The sequence below is a fragment of the Bradyrhizobium sp. CB3481 genome (genome assembly GCF_029714305.1).
Taxonomy (GTDB): Bacteria; Pseudomonadota; Alphaproteobacteria; order Rhizobiales; family Xanthobacteraceae; genus Bradyrhizobium.
In genome coordinates this window covers 7,252,736-7,272,820 of sequence record NZ_CP121647.1, presented here as the reverse complement: position 1 = coordinate 7,272,820, position 20,085 = coordinate 7,252,736, and the positions used below count along the sequence as shown (strand labels likewise).

The 20,085-nt window shown below is 63.4% G+C and carries 15 protein-coding genes and 1 pseudogene; 13 read left to right on the top strand and 3 right to left on the bottom strand.

Annotated features, from left to right (window positions below; all coding sequences use genetic code 11):
* The first annotated feature begins 198 nt into the window (after positions 1–198).
* The 3 genes from QA643_RS35160 to QA643_RS35150 all read left to right on the top strand — a co-directional run bounded on the left by QA643_RS35160 (position 199) and on the right by QA643_RS35150 (position 2,559).
* Positions 199–912, top strand: a complete 714-nt coding sequence (locus tag QA643_RS35160; protein ID WP_283030226.1) for a TetR/AcrR family transcriptional regulator — start codon at positions 199–201, stop codon at positions 910–912.
* A 109-nt stretch (positions 913–1,021) separates the two neighbouring features.
* Entirely contained in the window at positions 1,022–1,507 is a 486-nt protein-coding gene (locus QA643_RS35155) for a DUF2852 domain-containing protein (RefSeq protein ID WP_283035036.1), read from the top strand.
* Between the two features lie 296 nt (positions 1,508–1,803).
* Positions 1,804–2,559, top strand: a complete 756-nt coding sequence (locus QA643_RS35150) for a serine acetyltransferase (RefSeq protein WP_283030225.1) — start codon at positions 1,804–1,806, stop codon at positions 2,557–2,559.
* 149 nt (positions 2,560–2,708) lie between these two features.
* On the opposite strand, the pseudogene QA643_RS35145 reads toward QA643_RS35150, so the two are convergent.
* Positions 2,709–3,973 (bottom strand): annotated as a pseudogene (locus QA643_RS35145) (serine hydrolase domain-containing protein).
* Between the two features lie 1,233 nt (positions 3,974–5,206).
* On the opposite strand from QA643_RS35145, the gene tolQ reads away from it, so the two are divergent.
* The 7 genes from tolQ (at position 5,207) to pal (ending at position 13,012) form a co-directional block, all read left to right on the top strand.
* Positions 5,207–5,920 (top strand): protein TolQ, encoded by a 714-nt coding sequence (gene tolQ, locus QA643_RS35140; protein ID WP_283030224.1) that lies wholly within the window; start codon positions 5,207–5,209, stop codon positions 5,918–5,920.
* Between the two features lie 37 nt (positions 5,921–5,957).
* Complete coding sequence (locus tag QA643_RS35135) at positions 5,958–6,431, top strand: ExbD/TolR family protein (RefSeq protein ID WP_283030223.1); 474 nt, start codon at positions 5,958–5,960, stop codon at positions 6,429–6,431.
* Between the two features lie 45 nt (positions 6,432–6,476).
* Positions 6,477–7,406, top strand: a complete 930-nt coding sequence (locus QA643_RS35130) for a protein TolA (protein ID WP_283030222.1) — start codon at positions 6,477–6,479, stop codon at positions 7,404–7,406.
* Positions 7,407–7,493: 87 nt separating this feature from the next.
* On the top strand, positions 7,494–8,819 hold the full coding sequence (tolB, locus tag QA643_RS35125) for a Tol-Pal system beta propeller repeat protein TolB (protein ID WP_283035035.1): 1,326 nt from the start codon (positions 7,494–7,496) through the stop codon (positions 8,817–8,819).
* Positions 8,820–9,000: 181 nt separating this feature from the next.
* A complete protein-coding gene (locus QA643_RS35120; RefSeq protein WP_283030221.1) occupies positions 9,001–11,334 on the top strand; it encodes an EAL domain-containing protein in 2,334 nt (777 codons plus the stop codon).
* 128 nt (positions 11,335–11,462) lie between these two features.
* Positions 11,463–12,200 carry a hypothetical protein gene (locus QA643_RS35115; protein ID WP_283030220.1) on the top strand — a complete coding sequence of 246 codons (738 nt, stop codon included), beginning with the start codon at positions 11,463–11,465 and terminating at the stop codon, positions 12,198–12,200.
* 320 nt (positions 12,201–12,520) lie between these two features.
* Complete coding sequence (gene pal / locus QA643_RS35110; RefSeq protein ID WP_283030219.1) at positions 12,521–13,012, top strand: peptidoglycan-associated lipoprotein Pal; 492 nt, start codon at positions 12,521–12,523, stop codon at positions 13,010–13,012.
* 120 nt (positions 13,013–13,132) lie between these two features.
* Here the strand turns inward: pal and QA643_RS35105 are convergent, their stop codons facing one another.
* Complete coding sequence (locus QA643_RS35105) at positions 13,133–13,984, bottom strand: alpha/beta hydrolase (RefSeq protein ID WP_283030218.1); 852 nt, start codon at positions 13,982–13,984, stop codon at positions 13,133–13,135.
* A gap of 200 nt (positions 13,985–14,184) precedes the next feature.
* Here QA643_RS35105 and ybgF point away from each other — a divergent pair, with 200 nt between their 5' ends.
* Entirely contained in the window at positions 14,185–15,315 is a 1,131-nt protein-coding gene (gene ybgF, locus QA643_RS35100) for a tol-pal system protein YbgF (RefSeq protein WP_283030217.1), read from the top strand.
* A 58-nt stretch (positions 15,316–15,373) separates the two neighbouring features.
* On the opposite strand, the gene QA643_RS35095 is transcribed toward ybgF, so the two are convergent.
* Positions 15,374–16,642, bottom strand: a complete 1,269-nt coding sequence (locus QA643_RS35095) for a DUF892 family protein (RefSeq protein WP_283030216.1) — start codon at positions 16,640–16,642, stop codon at positions 15,374–15,376.
* A gap of 194 nt (positions 16,643–16,836) precedes the next feature.
* Between QA643_RS35095 and tilS the strand changes: the two genes are divergently transcribed.
* On the top strand, positions 16,837–17,871 hold the full coding sequence (gene tilS / locus QA643_RS35090; RefSeq protein ID WP_283030215.1) for a tRNA lysidine(34) synthetase TilS: 1,035 nt from the start codon (positions 16,837–16,839) through the stop codon (positions 17,869–17,871).
* A gap of 266 nt (positions 17,872–18,137) precedes the next feature.
* Complete coding sequence (ftsH, locus tag QA643_RS35085) at positions 18,138–20,060, top strand: ATP-dependent zinc metalloprotease FtsH (protein ID WP_283030214.1); 1,923 nt, start codon at positions 18,138–18,140, stop codon at positions 20,058–20,060.
* Positions 20,061–20,085: the final 25 nt, after the last annotated feature.

Below are 20,085 nucleotides of genomic sequence, written 5' to 3'. Positions count from 1 at the left end.
CCGCAGAGCCGGGACCCATGTCATCGGGTACCCTGATTGATGGATAGGCCCCGGCTCTGCGGCGCGTCACTCTGTGCCGCGCCGCGTCCGGGGCACGAGCCCGGGAAGACGGTACGGAGGGACCTTCTCAAACGGTTAACCTTCCTGAACGCGCAAAATAAGTGACCTTTACTGCCGGCTCATGTAAAAGCCCTTTACATGAGCTGGCGCAAGGACCAAGGCCGCAGCGAGCGCGGCTATCATCACGGCAATCTGAAAGAGGCGTTGCTGCAGGCGGCGCTCGATCTGATCTCGCAGAAGGGGCCGGCCGGCTTCACCTTCGCCGATGCCGCGCGGATGGCCGGCGTCAGCCCGGCTGCGCCCTATCGGCATTTTCGCGACCGCGACGAGCTTCTCTCCTCGATCGCCCAGCGTGGTTTCGAGCAGTTCGAGGCGATGCTGACGCAGTCCTGGGACGACGGCCGTCCGGACACGGTCACCGCCTTCGAACGGGTCGGCAAGGCCTATCTGGCGTTCGCCCGCAACGAGCCGGCATTCTACTCGGCGATGTTCGAATCGGGCATTCCCGTCGAGTCCAATCCTAATTTGATGGCGGCGAGCGAGCGCGCCTTCGCGATCATCCGCGCTGCCGCCGAGCGGCTCGCGGCGATGGCGCCCCCGGGCGTGCCGCGTCCGCCCGCGCTGATGATGGCGCTGCACATCTGGTCGATGGCACACGGCGTCGCCTCGCTGTTCGGCCGCGGCGACGGCGCGCGGCGCAAATTGCCGATGGCGCCGGACGAACTGCTGGAAGCGCAGGTGCTGATCTATCTGCGCGGCCTCGGCTTCCCGACCGACCGCCGGGCTTCCGAACAGACACCGCCGAGTCCGCCACCGGTTCCGCCATCCGGTCCCTGGGGCAACCGCAAATAATTTTTCGACGGGTGCGGCGAGGCACCCGCTTGACAAAAACGCGGGACGGTTTAGGTATGTAAATGTTATTTACATTCACAACGGCGTGATCGCCGTCATGGAGAGGGAAATGGCCTACACCGCAGATGTCAATCGATGGCGCGGCCCGACTGAAGAGACCTATCGTCCGCATATGCTTGAGAGCCCGTGGCACCCCGGCTGGATCGTGGTGACCATTCTCGGCTTTATCATCTGGTGGCCGATCGGCCTTGCCCTTCTCTTTTTCACACTAGGGAGCAGAAAGATGGGTTGCTGGAGCCACGGAGACCGCTGGCAGAACAAGATGGAGCGGATGCAGTACAAGATGGACCGGATGCGCGGCCGCATGGAGCGCCGTGGTTTTGGCGGCTTCGGCTTCGGCCAGCCCTCCAGCGGCAACCGCGCCTTCGACGAGTACCGCATGGAAACCCTGCGCCGGCTTGAGGAAGAGCAGGTCGAGTTCAGGAACTTCCTCGACCGCCTGCGTCACGCCAAGGACAAGGAAGAGTTCGACGCGTTCATGGCGCAGCACAAGCAGCGTCCGACCCCGCCGAACGACCAGCCGCAGCAGGGCTGACGTCAAGCGTAGCGTTTTCAAGCGAAGTGGGTACCGGTTCGCGTGAAGAAAACGCGTCAAAAGTAAGTGGAATTCAGCCGCGGGTGTGATGCCCCCATGACGCCCGACGGCGGATACAACCGCCCATTTGCGAGAGCAGGTGGGCGGTTTGTTCTTTGGCTATCGAAGAAACGACCGAACTGCGACCGCAACAGCAAGCGGGTGTCGGGGATCTGCGGCTAAGCGAACACGGTCCGCTAGCGGCGCCTTCGCGGCGGTTCTATAATGTGTGACGCGCTAACCCAAGGGCGGACGTCATGATTGAAAGCCTGTCTGTCGATCTGCTCTGGCGCTCGATCCGCCAGGAAGCCGAAAGCGCCATTACGCGCGATCCTGTGTTCGGCGTCACGCTCGCCTCGTCCATTCTCGATCATCCCGATTTCGCGCATGCGCTGGCGCACCGGATCGGCGCGCGGCTCGGCAAGACGGCAGAGGATCGCGCGCATTTCGCACATTTCGCGCGCGAGGCGTTCACGGCATCGCCCGATCTGGTCGAAGCCGCCAGCCTCGACCTGCAGAGCATCGCGGTTCACGATCCCGCCAAGACAACGCTGCTGCCGCCGCTGTTGAACTTCAAGGGATACATCGCGCTGCAGGCCTGGCGCGTCTCGAACTGGCTGTGGCGCGAAGGGCGCCACGATCTCGCGCTTCTGCTGCAAAGCCTGTCGTCGGACCTGCTTCAGGTCAGCATTCACCCTACCGCATCGATCGGGACGTCGGTGTTCCTCGATCACGCCACTGGCATCATCATCGGAGCCTTTGTCGTGATTGGTGACGGGGTGACAATTTTGCAGAACGTCACCATTGGCCGCAAACATTCGGAGCCGGATCGCGCGCCGAAGATCGGCAACGGCGTTTATCTTGGCGGCGGGTCGACCATGATCGGCGGTGTCAGCATTGATGATTTCGCCAAGATCGGCGCCGGGGCGCTCGTCGAGCAAGACGTGCCCGCCGGCTGCACCGCCGTCGGCGTTCCCGCGCGATTGACGAATTACCCGGAAGTTTCCGCCTGAGTGCGTGGCAGGGGAGCGACGGTCCCGCAGCTGCCGTAGGGTGGGCAAAGCGAAGCGTGCCCACCATCCCGCAGTGTGCTCGATGATGCATGGTGGCCACGTCGCTCCGCTCCTTTGCCCACCCCTACAAGCGCATCGTGTGCAACGACCTACTTCACCATCGCCCCGTAGACGATGTCCTGCACCTGCTCGCGGTAGTATTTTCGCAGCTCGCCCGGTGCCGCCGTTCCCACCACCACGACAAGCCGCTCCTTCGGGTCGCAGAAGAATTGCGTGCCGTAGGCGCCGTTCCAGGTGAACTCGCCGGGATTGCCCGGCACCGCCGACAGGCCCTCGCAGGTGCGCACCGCCACGCTGAGGCCAAAGCTGAAGCTGCCGCGATGCGGCTCGACATTGCCGACGTTGTTCTTGATTCTCCGGACCAAGGTGGTTCGAGATCATGTGGTGCACGGTCTTGGGCCCGAGAATGCGCTGGCCGTCGAGCTCGCCGCCATTGAGCAGCATCTGTCCGAAGCGCACGTAGTCGCCGACGGTGGCGAACGCGCAGGCGCCGCCGCAGTCGAACTTGGTCGGCGTATCCAAAAGCTTGATCGCCTGCGGCTTGCCGGTCAGCGGGTCATTGGGAAATGGCCGGGCAAGCCGTGTGCGCTGCGCATCGGTGGGGTGAAACGTCGCGTCCTTCATGCCGAGTGGCTGCCACACATTGCTGGCGAGATAATCGCCAAGCCGCTGCTCGCTGACCTTTTCAACCACCGCGCCGAGCACGTCGATCGAAAAGCCGTATTCGAAAACCGTCGCCGGCTGGTGAGCCAGCGGCAGTTTGGTGATGCGGTCGATGAAGGCCTGGGTATCGCCTTCGATCGCCGGCGCAGTGCCGTCGGGATATTGACGCGCCACCGGGCTCGAGCTGTCCGGACGTCCGCCATACATCAGACCGGACGTGTGCCGGTAGGTCGTGGATGAAGATCGGCGAAGCCTGCGCATCGAGCTTCAAGGAACCGTCCGCCTGGGGAACCCCCACTTTCATCTCGGCGAATCCGGGATAGTAATCCGCGAGCTTTGCCTTGAGCGGTAGGCGGCCCTGTTCCATCAGCGTCAGGCCCGCGACGGCAGCCATCGGCTTGGTCATGGAGGCCAGCGCGAACACGGCGTCCAGCGTCATCGGCGTGCCCTTGGCCGGATCAAGCTGGCCATACGCCTTGTACTGCACGAGCTTTCCATCGCGCGCGATCGCGACCACGGCGCCGGGCACGCGTTTGGCGGCGATCTCGCGTGCGAAGAAATCATCGAGGCGCGCCAGTCCCTGCTGCGAAAATCCGGCTTCATCCGGCTTTGCCTCGGGCAGCGGCGCGGCATTCGCCGAATGAGCGGCAATGCCGGCAACGACAGCGGCAACCATCATGAACGGCTTCATGTTTTCTCCCTGCAAATGCGGTTTTCGTCCGCACGGTTATTTTGTTCGGAGCACCATGCTAGATCGCGCCTACATGAGCGACAAGGCAAGAGCTGCCGCACACTGCGAATCCGTAGGGTGGGCAAAGGAGCGCAAGCGACGTGCCCACCATCTCTCACCGAGCACGCTGCCAGATGGTGGGCACGCTCCGCTTTGCCCACCCTACAGCAGCGATGATGCAATTGCCCGACGGGCAAATCACTTCCGATTTTCGGAAATGACGTCAAGCGAGTAATTTCTGAGAATCAGAAATATTTCGCTTCCATTCTGACCCAAATCAGCGGCATAAATACCGCCGTCTCACCGCGAGATGAGGGGCGTTGGCCATCGTCACTGACGCGCGGCGAGATGCGATGGACGCCGAGGCCATGACGGACGAGTGTGGCTGACGCGTACGGTGAAGTCGTGTGGTTCTGGCGCCGTGGTGCTGGCGTTAAGTCCGCGAGAAGCGAAAGCTGCTTGCGGGCGACGGAGGCAAAAGAGCCGTTCTCCGGGAAGAGCACGAAGTAAGCCGTAAAGCCATTGCGCAGGGAAGGCCGGGATGCTCCCGCCGAACCTGTATGCTCGTGTGCACCTTTTGCCTATGCGCATAATGGCACACGGGACCGCGGGTGCGGCGCGCACCCGGTCTTCCCTGCGCCCTCACAATGAAGAGGGCGGGAAAGTTTCAGCAAGCCTCGGGCAATCCATGTCGCGAGATTGCCGCCTCATATTCAGTTGTCGTCCCCGCGAAGGCGGGGATCCAGTATCCCAGAGACGCCAATGATTGAACCGATAAGCCGCGGCGTACTGGATCCTCCACCTGCGCGGAGGATGACAGCGGTGTGTGGTGCACACGCCGCCGATCCCAACGGCTTCCATGCCCTGGTACCGCCCCGCCCCCCATCCCGGGGGAACCCGGGCCCGGCCGATCCGTAAACCCCCGGCCGGCCTGGATTTCCGGCAGCCAAGTTCCCCTTTGGTAACCAAAACTTAACCAAGCTTAGCGTTTGGTTAGGGACGGAATGACGCGCTGACAGCCCTCGTTTTGACATGTTGGCAGGGGAAGCAATGCCCGGCTTTCGGCGGGCCCCCCATGCGACACCAAGAGAGCTCTCGCGCTGCGAAAATCGCCGCGCCCGACGCGCGGCTGTAGAGCCGGCAGCCATTTGCTCCCGGAGGAAATAGGGACACTGCGTTGAGAGGATACCGCTCATGAATCCCGCTGACGTCGCTCAGTCAGCCTTGCCGATGGTATCGGCCGACGTATCGCTGATCGCGCTGTTCATGCAGGCGCATTGGGTCGTCAAGACGGTCATGCTCGGCCTGCTCGCCTGTTCGGTCTGGGTCTGGGCGATCGCAATCGACAAGATCTTCCTTTATTCGCGCACCAAGCGCGCGATGGACCGTTTCGAGCAGGCATTCTGGTCGGGACAGTCGATCGAGGAACTCTATCGCGCACTGTCGGCAAAGCCGACGCAATCGATGGCGGCGTGCTTCGTCGCGGCGATGCGCGAGTGGAAGCGTTCGTTCGAGAGCCAGTCGCGCTCCTTCGCCGGCCTGCAGATGCGCATCGAGAAGGTGATGAACGTCTCGATCGCGCGCGAGGTCGAGCGCTTGGAGCGGCGGCTGCTTGTGCTGGCGACCGTCGGCTCGGCAGGCCCCTTCGTCGGCCTGTTCGGAACCGTCTGGGGCATCATGTCGAGCTTCCAGTCGATCGCGGCCTCGAAAAATACTTCGCTCGCGGTTGTCGCGCCCGGCATTGCCGAAGCGCTGTTTGCGACCGCTATCGGGCTTATCGCCGCCATCCCCGCGACGATTTTCTACAATAAGTTCACATCCGAGGTGAACAGGCAGGCGCAGCGCCTGGAAGGTTTTGCCGACGAGTTTTCCGCCATCCTGTCGCGCCAGATCGACGAGCGCGGATGAGGATGGCACATGACGAGCGCAGCGTGAGAGCACGATCATGGCGATGAACATGGCAGGTTCGGCTGGTGGCGGCGGACGCCGCGGCCGGCGTCGTGCCGCCGTGATGGCGGAGATCAACGTCACGCCGATGGTCGACGTGATGCTGGTGCTGCTCATCATCTTCATGGTGGCGGCGCCGCTGATGACCTCGAGCATCGATATCGACCTGCCGGTCGCCGGCGGCGGCAAGCAGATCCAGGCCAACGCCCCGCCGCTGACGCTGTCGGTCAAGCGCACCGGCGGCGCGTGCAACTCCAACGTCGAACTCTATCTCGGGGATTCGCCAATTCCGGCCAACGAGCTGCTGCCGAAGATCACGGCGATCAAGGAGACCCGGTCGGAGGCGGAGCGGGTGGTATACCTGCGGGGCGACAAGGACGTCTGCTACACGGATATGATGAAACTTTTGGGGTATATTCGGCAGGCGGGGTTCAAGGCGAATATCGTGATCGTGCCGGAGCAGGGGTCCTAAAAGCATGCGGCACGCGATGGCTGACGGGGGAGCGGGAAAGCTCAAGTGAAGGTCAAGGTCGACAAGACGGTTCTAGCGTCGGTTGCCCTGCACGTCCTCGTGCTGGGGTGGGTGATGCTGTCGTTCTCGACCAAGGCGCTTGAAATGCCGCCGGAAGATTCGGTGCCCGTCGACGTCATCTCGGCGAATGAGCTGGCCAAGACCATGGCCGGGATGAAGACCGGCAAGAAGGAAAATCCCAAGCCGCTGGTCGAGAAGATCGCCGAAGCCAAGCCAGTCGATGACGCCGTGGGCAAGATCACCGAGAAGGCGCCTGTGGTGACCGAGACCGCGCCGCAGCCGCAGCCAAAGGCCGAGGAAAAGCCGGTCGAGAAGAAACCCGACCCGCCCAAGGTCGTCGAGAAGCCGAAGGAAGAGCCGAAGCCGGTCGAGAAAAAACCTGAGCAGAAGGTCGATCAGATCGGCGACACTATCAAGAAGGAAGAGAAGAAGCCGCCACCGCCGCCGAAGCCGGTGCAGGCCAAGCCGCCGGAGCCGCCGAAGCAAAGAATCGTGGAGCGGCATTTCGACCAGAGCCAGATCGCGGCGCTGCTCGACAAACGCGATCCGACGCGCCAGGCCGCGGCCGGCGACACCATGAATTCCAATGCCGCACTTGGCACCGCCAAGGGCGCGGCGGCGGACAATTCCGCCACCTGGGGCTCGATGTTCCAGCGCCAAGTCGAGCGTTGCTGGAAGAAGCCCTATGGCGGCATCGAGTCGCAGAAGCCTGAAGTGGCGTTCGCCATTCGCCTGAAGCGCGACGGCACGCTCGAAGGCGCGCCTGTTCCGGAAGGAACACCGGCGACCCCATTCCTGCGCGTCTACCAGGAGAGCGCGCTGCGGGCCATCATCGAATGCCAGCCCTACAAGCTGCCGGCGGCCATGTATGATGAATGGAAATATTTCGCGCCTGTGTTCAAGGAAAAGGTCTAACGATTTGGTCACGTGGCGGCCACCTGTTAGCAATGCGAGATATGAGCAAAGTTTGAAGCGATGACTGACAAAAATGGATTGCCGAACATGCTGTATCGCCCGAGCCGCCGGCAGATCATTTCCGGAATAGCTGCGCTTGGCGCAGTCGCCGGCGGTCGTCATGCCTTTGCGCAGAAGCGAGTCGTCATTCCAGAGGGCGAATTCACACCGCTTCCGATCGCAATTACGAATTTCGTGGCCGGCACGCCCGGCGATGCCGAGGTCGGCGTCGGCGTGTCGCAGGTCATCACCAACAACCTCAAGCGCAGCGGATTGTTCGCGCCGATCGATCCGGCTGCCTTCATCGAGCGCATCAGCAATCCAGACAGCCCGCCGACGTTTCAGAGCTGGAAGCAGATCAACGCGCAGGCGCTGGTGCTTGGCCGCATGACGCGGCAGGGCGACGGCCGCCTCAAGGCCGAATTTCGGCTCTGGGACGTCAACCAGCAGCAGCAGCTCGCCGGCCAGCAATATTTCACCTCGCCGGAATACTGGCGGCGCATCGCCCATATCATCTCCGACCAGATCTACGAGCGTCTCACGGGCGAAAAGGGTTATTTCGACAGCCGCGTCGTATTCGTCGACGAGACCGGCGCGAAGGAGCGGCGCGTCAAGCGGCTGGCGCTGATGGATCAGGACGGCGCCAACGTCCGCTATCTCACCAAGGGCTCCGACCTGGTGTTGACGCCGCGGTTCTCGCCGTCGACACAAGAGATCACCTATATGGAATTCGGCCAGGGCGATCCGCGCGTCTACCTGTTCAATGTCGAGACTGGGCAGCGCGAGATCGTCGGCAATTTCCCCGGCATGTCGTTCTCGCCGCGGTTCTCGCCGGACGGCCAGCGCATCATCATGAGCCTGCAGCAGGGCGGCAACTCCAACCTGTTCGTGATGGACCTGCGCTCGAAATCGACGACGCGGCTCACCGATACGCCGGCGATCGACACCTCGCCGTCCTATTCGCCTGACGGCAGCCGCATCTGCTTCGAATCCGATCGCGGCGGCAAGCCGCAGATCTACGTGATGCCGGCCAATGGCGGCGGCGCGCAGCGCATCTCGTTCGGCGAGGGCAGCTACTCGACGCCGGTCTGGTCGCCGCGCGGCGACTACATCGCCTTCACCAAGCAGGGCGGCGGTGCCTTCGCGATCGGCATCATGAAGACCGATGGTTCGGGCGAACGCATCCTCACCTCGGGCTTCCACAATGAAGGGCCGACCTTTTCGCCGAACGGCCGCGTCGTGATGTTCTTCCGCGATCCCGGCGGCAGCGGCGGCCCGTCGCTGTACACCGTCGACATCTCCGGTCGTAACGAATTGCGGGTACCAACGCCCGGTTTTGCTTCCGATCCGGCGTGGTCGCCATTGCTGTCATAATGGAACTCGACTGCAAGGGCGTGCAGTCGTTAATCGGCAAACATTGCCTAGCCTACTGATTTTGCAGGAATATTTTTTCGCTTCTCAGCAAAAAGCAACGTCCCGGTAACGATGTTCCCTCAGAAAGACTTCATCTGAGGCGGGTAGAAATACCTATCCTAACAGGACGCGTGCCCTGCCGATGCAGTTGGTCGACCCGAAAAAGCGAAGCAGCCGTGAAGAGCTGGAGCCTGTGCTCTATGCGGCACTGGTCGATTCGATGTGCCAGAATTTCTGGCCCATGTTCATCGGCTCGGTCAGCACGGCGGTCGCCGCCGTACTGACGGCGCTGAAGACCGGCAACGTGCTGTTGTGGCCCTGCGCGGTCCTGATCATCGGGATCGGCACGGTTCGCGCTCTCCACATGCGCAAATACGAACGCCGCACCCAGGTGCTGACATACGAGCAGGCCAGGTACCTGGAGCCGCGCTACGCGGCTGGCGCCATGCTGTATGCCAGCGTGGTCGGCATCTGGTGCTTTCTCACCATTTTCGCCAATGACGACGCCGTTGCCCACGCGGTGTGTGTCGCGGCGACGGTCGGCTATACGGCCGGCGGCGCGGCGCGCAACTACGGGCGTCCCAAGCTGATCCAGTATCATATCCTGCTGGCATGCGGGCCGATGTCGCTGGCGCTCGCGCTGCATGGCGATTTTTATTACGTCAGCCTCGCAGTGCTGCTGGTGCTGTTTTTCGTCGGGCTGAAGGACATCAACCTCAGCCTGCACGCCATCTTCGTCAAGGCCTTCACGTCGAGCTTCAGGGAAGCGGCTCTCGCCGGCCAGTTCGACACCGCGTTGAACAACATGCCGCACGGGCTCTGCATGTTTCGCGCCGACGGCCGGCTGGCCGTGATGAACCACCGCTTCAGCCAGATGATGAACCTGTCCGGGGGTCTCATCCAGCGCGGCGCCAACGCACACGACATCGTCGCGGCCTGCATCGATTCCGGCGCGATCTCAGCGGCGAGCGGCGAGATGATCCTGTCGGAGATCGTGAACACCCGGGCTCGCGACACGGTCACGACCGATCCCGATATCGCGCGTGGCCGGTCGCTGTCGTGGACGTTCCAGGCGATGGAGGACGGCGGCGCGGTCGTGCTGGTCGAAGACATTACCGAACGCCGCAATGCGGAAGCCCGCATCAGCCATCTGGCGCGTTACGACGAACTGACCACGCTGCCGAACCGGGTCAATTTCAGAGACGAGATCGGGAGGCTACTCGCCGTCCAGCAGGACGCCGACCATTTGTCCGCGCTGCTGTTCATCGACCTCGACCAGTTCAAGCAGGTCAACGACACGCTCGGCCATCCCTGCGGCGACCAGCTATTATGCGCGGTGGCGGGACGACTGCGCGAGATGCTGCGGCCGGAGGATTTCGTGGCGCGCTTCGGTGGCGACGAGTTCGTGGTATTCCAGCAGAACATCCATTCCGCCGACGACGCCGCCGGCCTTGCCCAGCGCATCGTCGATCGGCTGAGCGAGCGCTACAAGATCGACAATCATCTGGTCGAGATCGGCGCCAGCGTTGGCATCGCGATGACCTCGCGCGGCGTCAGCGCCGACACGCTGCTCAAGAACGCCGACATGGCGCTGTATCGCGCCAAGGCCGACGGCCGCGGCACTTTCTGTTTCTTCCGGGACGAGATGGCGCAGGTCGTCGAATCCCGCCGCATCCTCGAACTGGATTTGCGCAAGGCGCTGGCCAACGAGGAATTCGAGCTGTTCTTCCAGCCGCTAGTCAACCTCAAGTCGGGACGCATCTCGACCTGCGAGGCGCTGATCCGCTGGAATCATCCGGTGCGTGGCACGGTGTCGCCGACCGACATCATTCCGATTGCCGAGGACATGGGCCTGATCGTCGATCTCGGCCGCTGGATTCTGCGCAAGGCCTGCATGGAATGCATGAAGTGGCCGGAAGGCGTCAGCGTCGCCGTCAATTTCTCGCCGCAGCAGTTCCACCAGCGCGACGTGCTGAGCGAAGTGCGCTACGCGCTCGAGGTGTCCGGCCTGCCGGCCAACCGGCTTGAGATCGAGATCACCGAATCCTCGCTGCTGCGCAATACCCAGCTGACGCACGACGTACTGTCGCAGCTGCATTCGCTCGGCGTGCGGATCTCGCTCGACGATTTCGGCACCGGTTATTCGAGCCTGAGCTACCTGCACAACTTCCCCTTGCAGAAGGTGAAGATCGATCGCTCGTTCCTGGAAGGGATCGACAGCGATCGTCCGCTGACGCTGCTGCGGGGCGTCGCACGGCTGTCGGCCGACCTCGGCATGTCGGTCGTGGTCGAGGGCATCGAGACCAACGAGCAGCTCGAACTGATCAGCGCCGATGGCGCGGTGACCGAGGCGCAGGGCTATCTGTTCAGCCCGCCGGTGCCCGCGGTGCGGGTTCGTCAGCTCCTGAATGCCTCGCATGGCCGCCGCCCGCCGGAGAGCCATCTGGTCCCGGTCGCCTCGCGGTCCATCGCTTAAAACTCCGTGAAAATACGGGGTCCCGGGGCTCTTAACCCTAAGATTGTGTACTGTTTGCAATCCGTTAAGAAGCTGTTAATCTTCTCCTTGGCTCGCAGAGGTTGCTAGTAGCGCTAGGAGTGCAGTAAATGAGGTCCCCGGCCGAAGTTTCGACGGCCTTTGGACGAAGCTCGGACCTGTTGGATCAAGTCGACTATCGTCTCGCGCAAACACCCGAAGAAAAAGAAGAGATCTACAACCTTCGCTATCGCGCCTATCTTCGCGAGGGCGCAGTGAAGGAATCACCCGCGCAGCGTGTCACCGATCAGTATGACGACCTGCCGAATTCGTGGACGTTTGGCGTCTATCTGCACGGAGAACTCTACAGCTCCGTTCGTATCAGCGTGCTGACATCCGAATGGCGGGAGTCCTGTTCGGCCGAGGCATTCGGTGAAATCCTGTACCCCCGGCTCGATCGGGGCGAGGTCATCATCGATCCCGCACGTTTCGTCGCCGATCCGGACAAAGCCAGGCGTTATCCGGAACTGCCCTACCTGACGCTGCGGCTCGCCTATATGGCGTGCGAGTATTTCAACGCCGATCTCGGGCTTGCGATCGTGCGCGCCGAGCATCAGGCGTTCTACCGCCGTGTGTTCCTGCATGAAACCATCGCTGAGCCGCGCTTCTTCCCCGGCCTGCTGAAGCCGGTCGGATTGATGGCGGCGGATTTCCCGGCGATGAAGGAAAAGGTGTTCGAGCGTTATCCGATGATGCGCTCGACGGCCTTCGAGCGGCGCATGCTGTTCGAGCGCCCCAGCGAGCGACGGGCGCGGCCGGCAGCGAAGGTTGCCGAATACGCGCAGGCCTCGATCGCCCCGAATTCCTGAACTGAAGCTATGGCCGACGGACCCGAATCATGCGGGCCCGTCGCGCCTGCTGTCTAAGGTCAAATCCCGGGCGCGAAGGCTTGCCATTTCGCGAAGAATATTGCCCTGGACTGGCCAATTCCGGTGATTTCCGGCCTCGGGCACTTGCCTTCACCATCACGCCACATTTACAAATCATTAACTATCGCAGTGGCTTTTCACGGTTTGTCGGCATTTGATCGAGCCGGGCAAGGTTCCATCAAGGTTGACGGAACGTTCGTTTAACCATCGACCTGTAGACCGGATCACAGTCGAAAAACGTGAGCGTTGGAGGCTCCGGAATGAAATACCAGATGCGTATCCTCCAGGGATGGAAGCTGGCGGCTGTGGTCGCGGTGGCGCTGTCGATGGGCGCCTGCGCCAAGAACAACATCGGCGCCGATGGCGCGATGGCGAGCGCGGCCACCCCGGGGAGCCAGCAGGATTTCGTGGTCAATGTCGGCGACCGCGTGTTCTTCGAGAGCGACCAGACCGATCTGAGCCCGCAGGCGATCGCAACCCTCGACAAGCAGGCGCAGTGGCTGCAGACCTACAACCGCTACTCCTTCACGATCGAAGGCCATGCCGACGAACGCGGCACCCGCGAATACAACATCGCGCTCGGCGCGCGCCGCGCCCAGTCGGTGCGCAGCTATCTCGCCTCGCGCGGCATCGATCCGAACCGCATGCGCACGATCTCCTACGGCAAGGAGCGTCCGGTGGCGGTGTGTAACGACATCTCCTGCTGGTCGCAGAACCGCCGCGCCGTCACGGTGCTGAACGCCGGCGCCTGAGCGTTAGCGCTTTCATTAGTTCTCAAAACCGGCGCCTTCGGGCGCCGGTTTAATTTGGCATAGTGCTTTCAGGCCAAGTGGATGCGGGCGCGCCTTAAGAAAACGCGGCAGGAAGTTCATCTAGCGCTTCAGGACAAAATTGCGGATGAGTGCCATCGCTTGTTCAGGCGCATCGGGCACGACGCCGTGCCCGCAATCCGCGAACCGTTCGAACTGCACCAGATGAGCTGGTAGCGCGGCTGCGATGTCCGCCTGGCTTTCGATCGGATGCATCGGATCGTCCTCGCCGCCGATCACCAGGGTCGGACACCGGATGCGGTCAAGATCCGGCAACATGTTGAACCGGTCGCTCTCGCCGCCGGGCCTCGCGAACCAGTGGAGACCCACCGCGGCGCGATTGACGGCGCGGCGCGCCATGTCCGGGTCGCGCGGCCGGCGCGTATAGAAAGGCAAGGCGAGCCGTAGCCAGGCGTCGCGCTCTGCCAGGCCCCACGGGCTTTGCGGCTCCAGGAACCGGCGTCGGGCCAGCGCGCCCGCTTCCGGACCGCCGAGGCGCTCGAACAGCGTCACGCGACGCTCCGGATACGAGCCGCCGCGGGCTTCCGTGCTGATCAGGATCAGTTTCGAGGGGTGCTTCGGGTGCCGCGTCGCATAGCTGAGCGCAACCATGCCGCCGAACGATGCACCCAGCACGATCGGACTGCTGATGCCGAGCGTGTCGCAAAACGCAGCGACGTCGTCGCCCCACTGCGCCAGATTCCACGCCTCGCGCGGCCCATCCTCGCTGCGGCCGTTGCCGCGATGGTCGAGGTAGACGATCTGGGCGATGTCGGCCAAGGCCGAGTAGGCGGGCCGGTAGATCGAATGGTCAGCGCCAGGCCCGCCATGCAGCATCAGCAAGACTGGCTTTTCCCGCATCACGGGTCCGTCGGGGACGAGCTTCGGGCCCTCGACATCGAAGAACAGCCGCACCCCGTTCACGGTTACGTGCATGGGCAGGGCTCCTTCGATTTGTGAACGGCCCGCCGGGCCATGCGGCTTGTCTTGAAGGGGATACTAAACCATACCGGAACCAGCGAGCCGAATCGGAGGCGCCAGTCACAATTCCGGCGTACTCCCTTACTCAGAGTGTTCTGCTTTCGTTTGACACGGAATTTCGTCGTCAGGGCAAAATGTCATCCAGATTCCTTAATGCAGCGGGCGCCGCGGCGATTGCCGCGATGCTGGCTTTGTCTGTCCAGACCTCGTCCGCACAGATCACGTTTCCATGGGAACGCGAACGCGCGCCGCAAGGCTATCCGCAGGGCCAGCCGCAGTCCGATGATGGCGACGCGGAAATGCGGATCCAGCGGCTGGAACAGCAGCTTCGGCAATTGACCGGCCAGAACGAGGAGTTGCAGTACCGCAATCGGCAGCTCGAAGAGCGGCTGCGCCAGCTCGGCGCTGCGCCGCCGGCACCGGGCGGCCAGCCTCAAGCGGCGCAGCCCGGCGTGGCCGCCGCGCCGCCGCCGGTTCAGCCTGGTCCCGCCGCAGAACAGGGGTATCCGCAGCAACAGGGCTATCGCCAGCAACCGCAGGGCTACCCGCAGGCGCAGCCCGGCTATGACCGGCAGCCGCAGATTGCCTCGCCCGCACCCATCGTGCAGGAGCAGGCCGCCCCCGGAGCCGGAGGACGGCGCCGCGGCGATGCCTTCGACCCAAGCCAGAACCCCAATGCTCCCGGTGCGCCGCGGGCACTCGGCGGCGGCCAGATGCCGATGTCGAGCGACGCTGCGGTCGGTGCCCCCGGCGGACACGCTCCTGGCGAGCCGCTCAATATCGGTGGCCCGCGTGATTCCGCCGGCGCCTTGCCCGCGGCCGCTCCGCCGCGCGGCCCAGGACCCGGCGCCAGCGCCGCGCTGGCCACGCTGCCGCCTTCGGCGACGCCGAAGGACGAGTTCGATCTCGGCATCGGCTACATGCAGCGCAAGGACTATGCGCTGGCCGAAGAGACCATGAAGAACTTCGCGCAGAAATATCCGAACGATGCGCTGGTCGGAGACGCGCAATACTGGCTCGGCGAAAGCTATTTCCAGCGCCAGCAATATCGCGACGCCGCCGAAGCGTTCCTCGGCGTGACCTCCAAACACGACAAGTCCGGCAAGGCGCCTGATGCACTGCTGCGGCTCGGCCAGTCGTTGGCGGCACTGAAGGAAAAGGAAGCCGCCTGCGCGGCGCTCGGCGAGGTCGGGCGGAAATATCCGCGTGCGTCTGCCGGCGTGAAGGCGGCCGTCGATCGCGAGCAGAAGCGGGTCAAGTGCTGACTACGATCTCCTGCAGCGTCGAGGAGCTGCAGGAGAAATTGGCGAACCGCGTCGATTACTATTCGGCCTGCTCGATCGCCGCCGGCATTTTCGCCACCGACATCAGCGACCGCGCGACTTGGTTGAGAAGCTGATCGGAGTTTTCCTCTTCCGCCAGCGACTTCGACAACAAGGCGACCACCGCGCTGTGGCGCAATTGCTGGGCGAGGTTCTTTGCCGTGGTGTAGGCCGACATCTCGTAATGCTCGACGCGCTGGGCGGCGCCGATCAGCGCGAGGTCGGCAGCGGCATCTTCCTTTTCCTCGCCCTCGGTCATGACCTCCTGGCCTTCCTCGATCAGCCCCATCATGCCTTTGCAGGGCTTTGCGCGGGCGGTCTTGCCAAGCAGGTCGAAGCATTCATTGATGCGCTCAACCTGGTTCTCGGTCTCGACGAGATGCTGCTCGAACAGCTCGCGGAGCTGATCGAAGCGCGCAGCCTCGGCCATTTTCGGCAGCGCCTTGGTGAGCTGCTTTTCCGCATGCAGGATGTCGCGAAGCTCATCAATCAGGAGTTCGGTCAAGCCGGCTTCGTCGACGGGCGGCGAACTCTCCGTGACGATGACGGTGCCGGCACCTGCATCGGCCTGGATGGCGGGCGATTCCGTGAACACCCAGTCGCCGCCCTCATTCCACGGGCCACGGGTGTCGATCTCGCCGTGATCGCCGGTGCCGGTGGAATCGTTGAAGAACTGATCGACCAGCCCCGGGGTCGGTGCGATGCGTCCGATGCTGAAGGCCGGCTTCTGCATGCTTTCAAGCGCCAGCGCGAACGCCTTCATATGGGTGATCTCGCGGGTCATCAGGAACTGCAGCGCGTCCTTGGTGCCGGCATCGTCACAGAAATTGATCAGCCGCTCGTAGACGATCTTGGCCCGTGCCTCCGCCGCGATGTTGCTGCGCAGGTCGACGTCGAGCTCGCCTGTGATCTTCAGATAGTCGGCGGTCCAGGCGTTGCCTTGCGAGTTGAACAGGTTGACGCCGCCGCCGCCCGCGATGGCGATGAGCGGGTCGGCCTCCGCGGCCTGACGATCGAACTTTGCGGGTTTGAGATGCATGCGCGCCAGCGTGCCGACGACCTCAAGGTGGCTCAGCTCTTCCGTGCCGATATCCATCAAGAGGTCCTTGCGATCCGGATCCTCGCAGTTGAGCCCTTGAATTGAATACTGCATGGCGGCCGCGAGTTCGCCATTGGCGCCGCCGAACTGTTCGAGCAGCATGTTGCCGAAGCGCGGATCGGGCTCGTCGACGCGGACGGTGAACATCAGTTTCTTGACATGGTGATACATGGGAGGCCTCGGCGGTTGGGATGAAGAATCCCGAACGAGGGCCTCTGTGGTTTGTTCCTAAACCAGCGCGTGCCGGCAGACAGCTGCCTCGATAGGAACGGTGGTCGCGGATGTGGGTTGACGGGAGGGCAAGCGCCTTGCGGTAATGGACAGATCGCTCCAAACATAAGCGTTCTCACCACGCCCGCAGAGCCATGCCCGATCCCGACCATTCGCCGATCTCGGCACAGCAAGCGAAAGAGCTGTTTGCACACTGGAAGGCCGCGCCCGCGCTTGTACTGGCGGTGTCCGGAGGACCCGACTCGCTTGCCCTGATGTGGCTGGCGGCGCGCTGGCGCCGCGGCCTGAAACGGGGACCGCGTATGATTGCCGTCACCATCGATCATGGCTTGCGGCCGGAGGCAGCGCGGGAGGCGCGCGACGTCAAGCGGCTCGCGGGTGAGCTCGATCTGCCTCACCGCACGTTGCGCTGGACCGGAGCGAAACCGAAGAGCGGCCTGCCGGCCGCGGCACGCGCGGCGCGCTATCAGTTGCTGGCAAAGGCCGCGCAGGCGAGCGGCGCCACGCATATCCTCACCGCCCATACCCGGGACGATCAGGCCGAGACGCTGTTGATGCGGATGCTGCGCGGCAGCGGCATCGCGGGTCTAGCGGCGATGGCGCGCGAGAGCGAACGCGAGGGCGTATGGCTGGCGCGGCCGTTGCTGGATATCCCGAAATCCCGGCTCATTGCGACACTCGGCAAGGCGAAGATCAGCTTTGCCGACGATCCCACCAATCGCGACATGAGCTTTACGCGGCCGCGGCTGCGGGCACTGATGCCGGCGCTGGCCGAGGAGGGCGGCGACAGCCGAAACCTGGCACGGCTGGCGTTTCGCCTGGCGCGGGCCAATGCCGCCATCGAGGTTCTGGCCGACGGCGCCGAGCGCTATCTCGCCTTGAACAATCGCGACGATGCCTCGCGCTTCGGCTTCGATGCGCAGGCATTTGCCGGTCTGCCTGAAGAGATCCGGCTTCGGCTGCTCAAGCGCGCCATCGATCGGACGGGCCACGAAGGACCTGCGGAACTCGGCAAGGTGGAAACCCTGTTGGCCGTGCTGGACCGGGCTATTGCTGGTAGCGAGAGGCCGGCAAAGCTGAAACAGACGCTGGCGGGGGCCGCGATCAGCCTGATCCGAGGTCGAATCCATGTTGACCCGGCGCCGCCGCGCCGTGGTAGCAGGGTGTGAGTGCCATTTCCTTATCGCGGTATCTGCGATATGGGGACGGAGAGCCTTAACCACCCCGGAAAAAGCTCGGATTCTGCGCCATTTTTTGACCGGGAATCGCGTTAAGATGCGTTAAATAGTCCTGCGTGGTTCCCTTGGCATTGACCCGGGCGCCACCTAAATTGGGATGCAGTGGACCGGGGATTCTCGCCTCACTACCCAAGGATTTTCAAGGCTTACTGCCAAGGACATAGGGCCGCGATCCGCGCGACCACGAAGGAAGATCAATGAACGCCAATCTGCGCAACTTCGCCCTCTGGGTCATCATAGTCTTGCTGCTGTTGGCATTGTTCACGCTTTTCCAGAATCCGGGTCAGCGAACGTCCTCGCAGGACATCTCATTCTCGCAGTTGCTCAGCGAGGTCGATCAGGGCCGCGTGCGCGACGTCGTGATCCAAGGGCCGGATATTCACGGCACCTTCACCAATGGCTCGAGCTTCCAGACCTATGCGCCCAGCGATCCTTCGCTGGTGAAGCGGCTCTATGACGCCAAGGTCTCGATCACCGCGAAGCCGCCCGGCGACAACGTGCCGTGGTTCGTCTCGCTGCTGGTCTCCTGGCTGCCCTTCATTGCGCTGATCGGCGTGTGGATCTTCCTGTCGCGCCAGATGCAGGGCGGCGCCGGCAAGGCGATGGGCTTTGGCAAGTCGCGCGCCAAGATGCTGACGGAGGCGCATGGCCGCGTGACCTTCGAGGATGTCGCCGGCGTCGATGAAGCCAAGCAGGACTTGCAGGAGATCGTCGAATTCCTGCGCGACCCCGGCAAATTCCAACGCCTCGGCGGCCGGATTCCGCGCGGCGTGCTGCTGGTCGGCCCTCCCGGCACCGGCAAGACGCTGATCGCGCGCGCGGTCGCAGGCGAAGCCAACGTGCCGTTCTTCACCATCTCTGGTTCGGACTTCGTCGAAATGTTCGTCGGCGTCGGCGCCAGCCGCGTGCGTGACATGTTCGAGCAGGCCAAGAAGAACGCACCCTGCATCATCTTCATCGACGAAATCGACGCGGTCGGCCGTCATCGCGGCGCCGGTCTCGGCGGCGGCAATGACGAGCGTGAACAGACGCTCAACCAGTTGCTGGTCGAGATGGACGGCTTCGAGGCCAATGAAGGCGTGATCCTGATCGCGGCGACCAACCGTCCCGACGTGCTCGATCCCGCGCTGCTGCGTCCCGGCCGTTTCGACCGCCAGGTCGTGGTGCCGAATCCGGATGTCGTCGGCCGCGAGCAGATCCTCAAGGTTCACGTCCGCAAGGTGCCGCTGGCGCCGGATATCAATCTCAAGACCATCGCGCGCGGCACCCCGGGCTTCTCCGGCGCCGACCTGATGAACCTCGTCAACGAGGCCGCGCTGACCGCTGCCCGCCGCAACAAGCGCATGGTGACGCAGGCCGAGTTCGAGGAAGCCAAGGACAAGGTGATGATGGGCGCCGAGCGCAAGTCGCTCGTCATGACCGAGGAAGAGAAGCTGCTAACGGCCTATCACGAAGGTGGCCACGCCATCGTCGGCCTCAACGTCGTCGCGACCGATCCGATCCACAAGGCGACGATCATTCCGCGCGGCCGCGCGCTCGGCATGGTGATGCAGCTGCCCGAGCGCGACAAGCTGTCGATGTCGCTGGAGCAGATGACCTCGCGCCTCGCCATTATGATGGGCGGCCGTGTCGCCGAAGAATTGATCTTCGGCCGCGAGAAGGTTACCTCCGGCGCCGCTTCCGACATCGAGCAGGCGACGCGCCTGGCACGGATGATGGTCACGCGCTGGGGCCTGTCCGAAGAGCTCGGCACCGTGTCCTACGGCGAGAACCAGGACGAGGTGTTCCTGGGCATGTCGGTGTCACGCACGCAAAATGCGTCGGAAGCGACCGTCCAGAAGATCGACAAGGAGATCAAGCGGCTGGTCGAGGAAGGCTATAACGAGGCCACCAAGATCCTCACCGAGAAGCGCGAGGACCTCGAGACGCTCGCCAAGGGCCTGCTCGAGTTCGAAACGCTGACCGGTGACGAGATCATCGACCTCTTGAAGGGCAAGAAGCCCAACCGCGAGTCGGTGCTCGAGCCAAGCACGCCGCGCGCTTCCGCCGTGCCGCCGGCCGGCAAGCCGCGCCCGCGTCCTGATCCGGATCCGGGTCTGGAGCCACAGCCGCAGGCGTAAGCGGATTGCAGGTGGAATAGGAAAC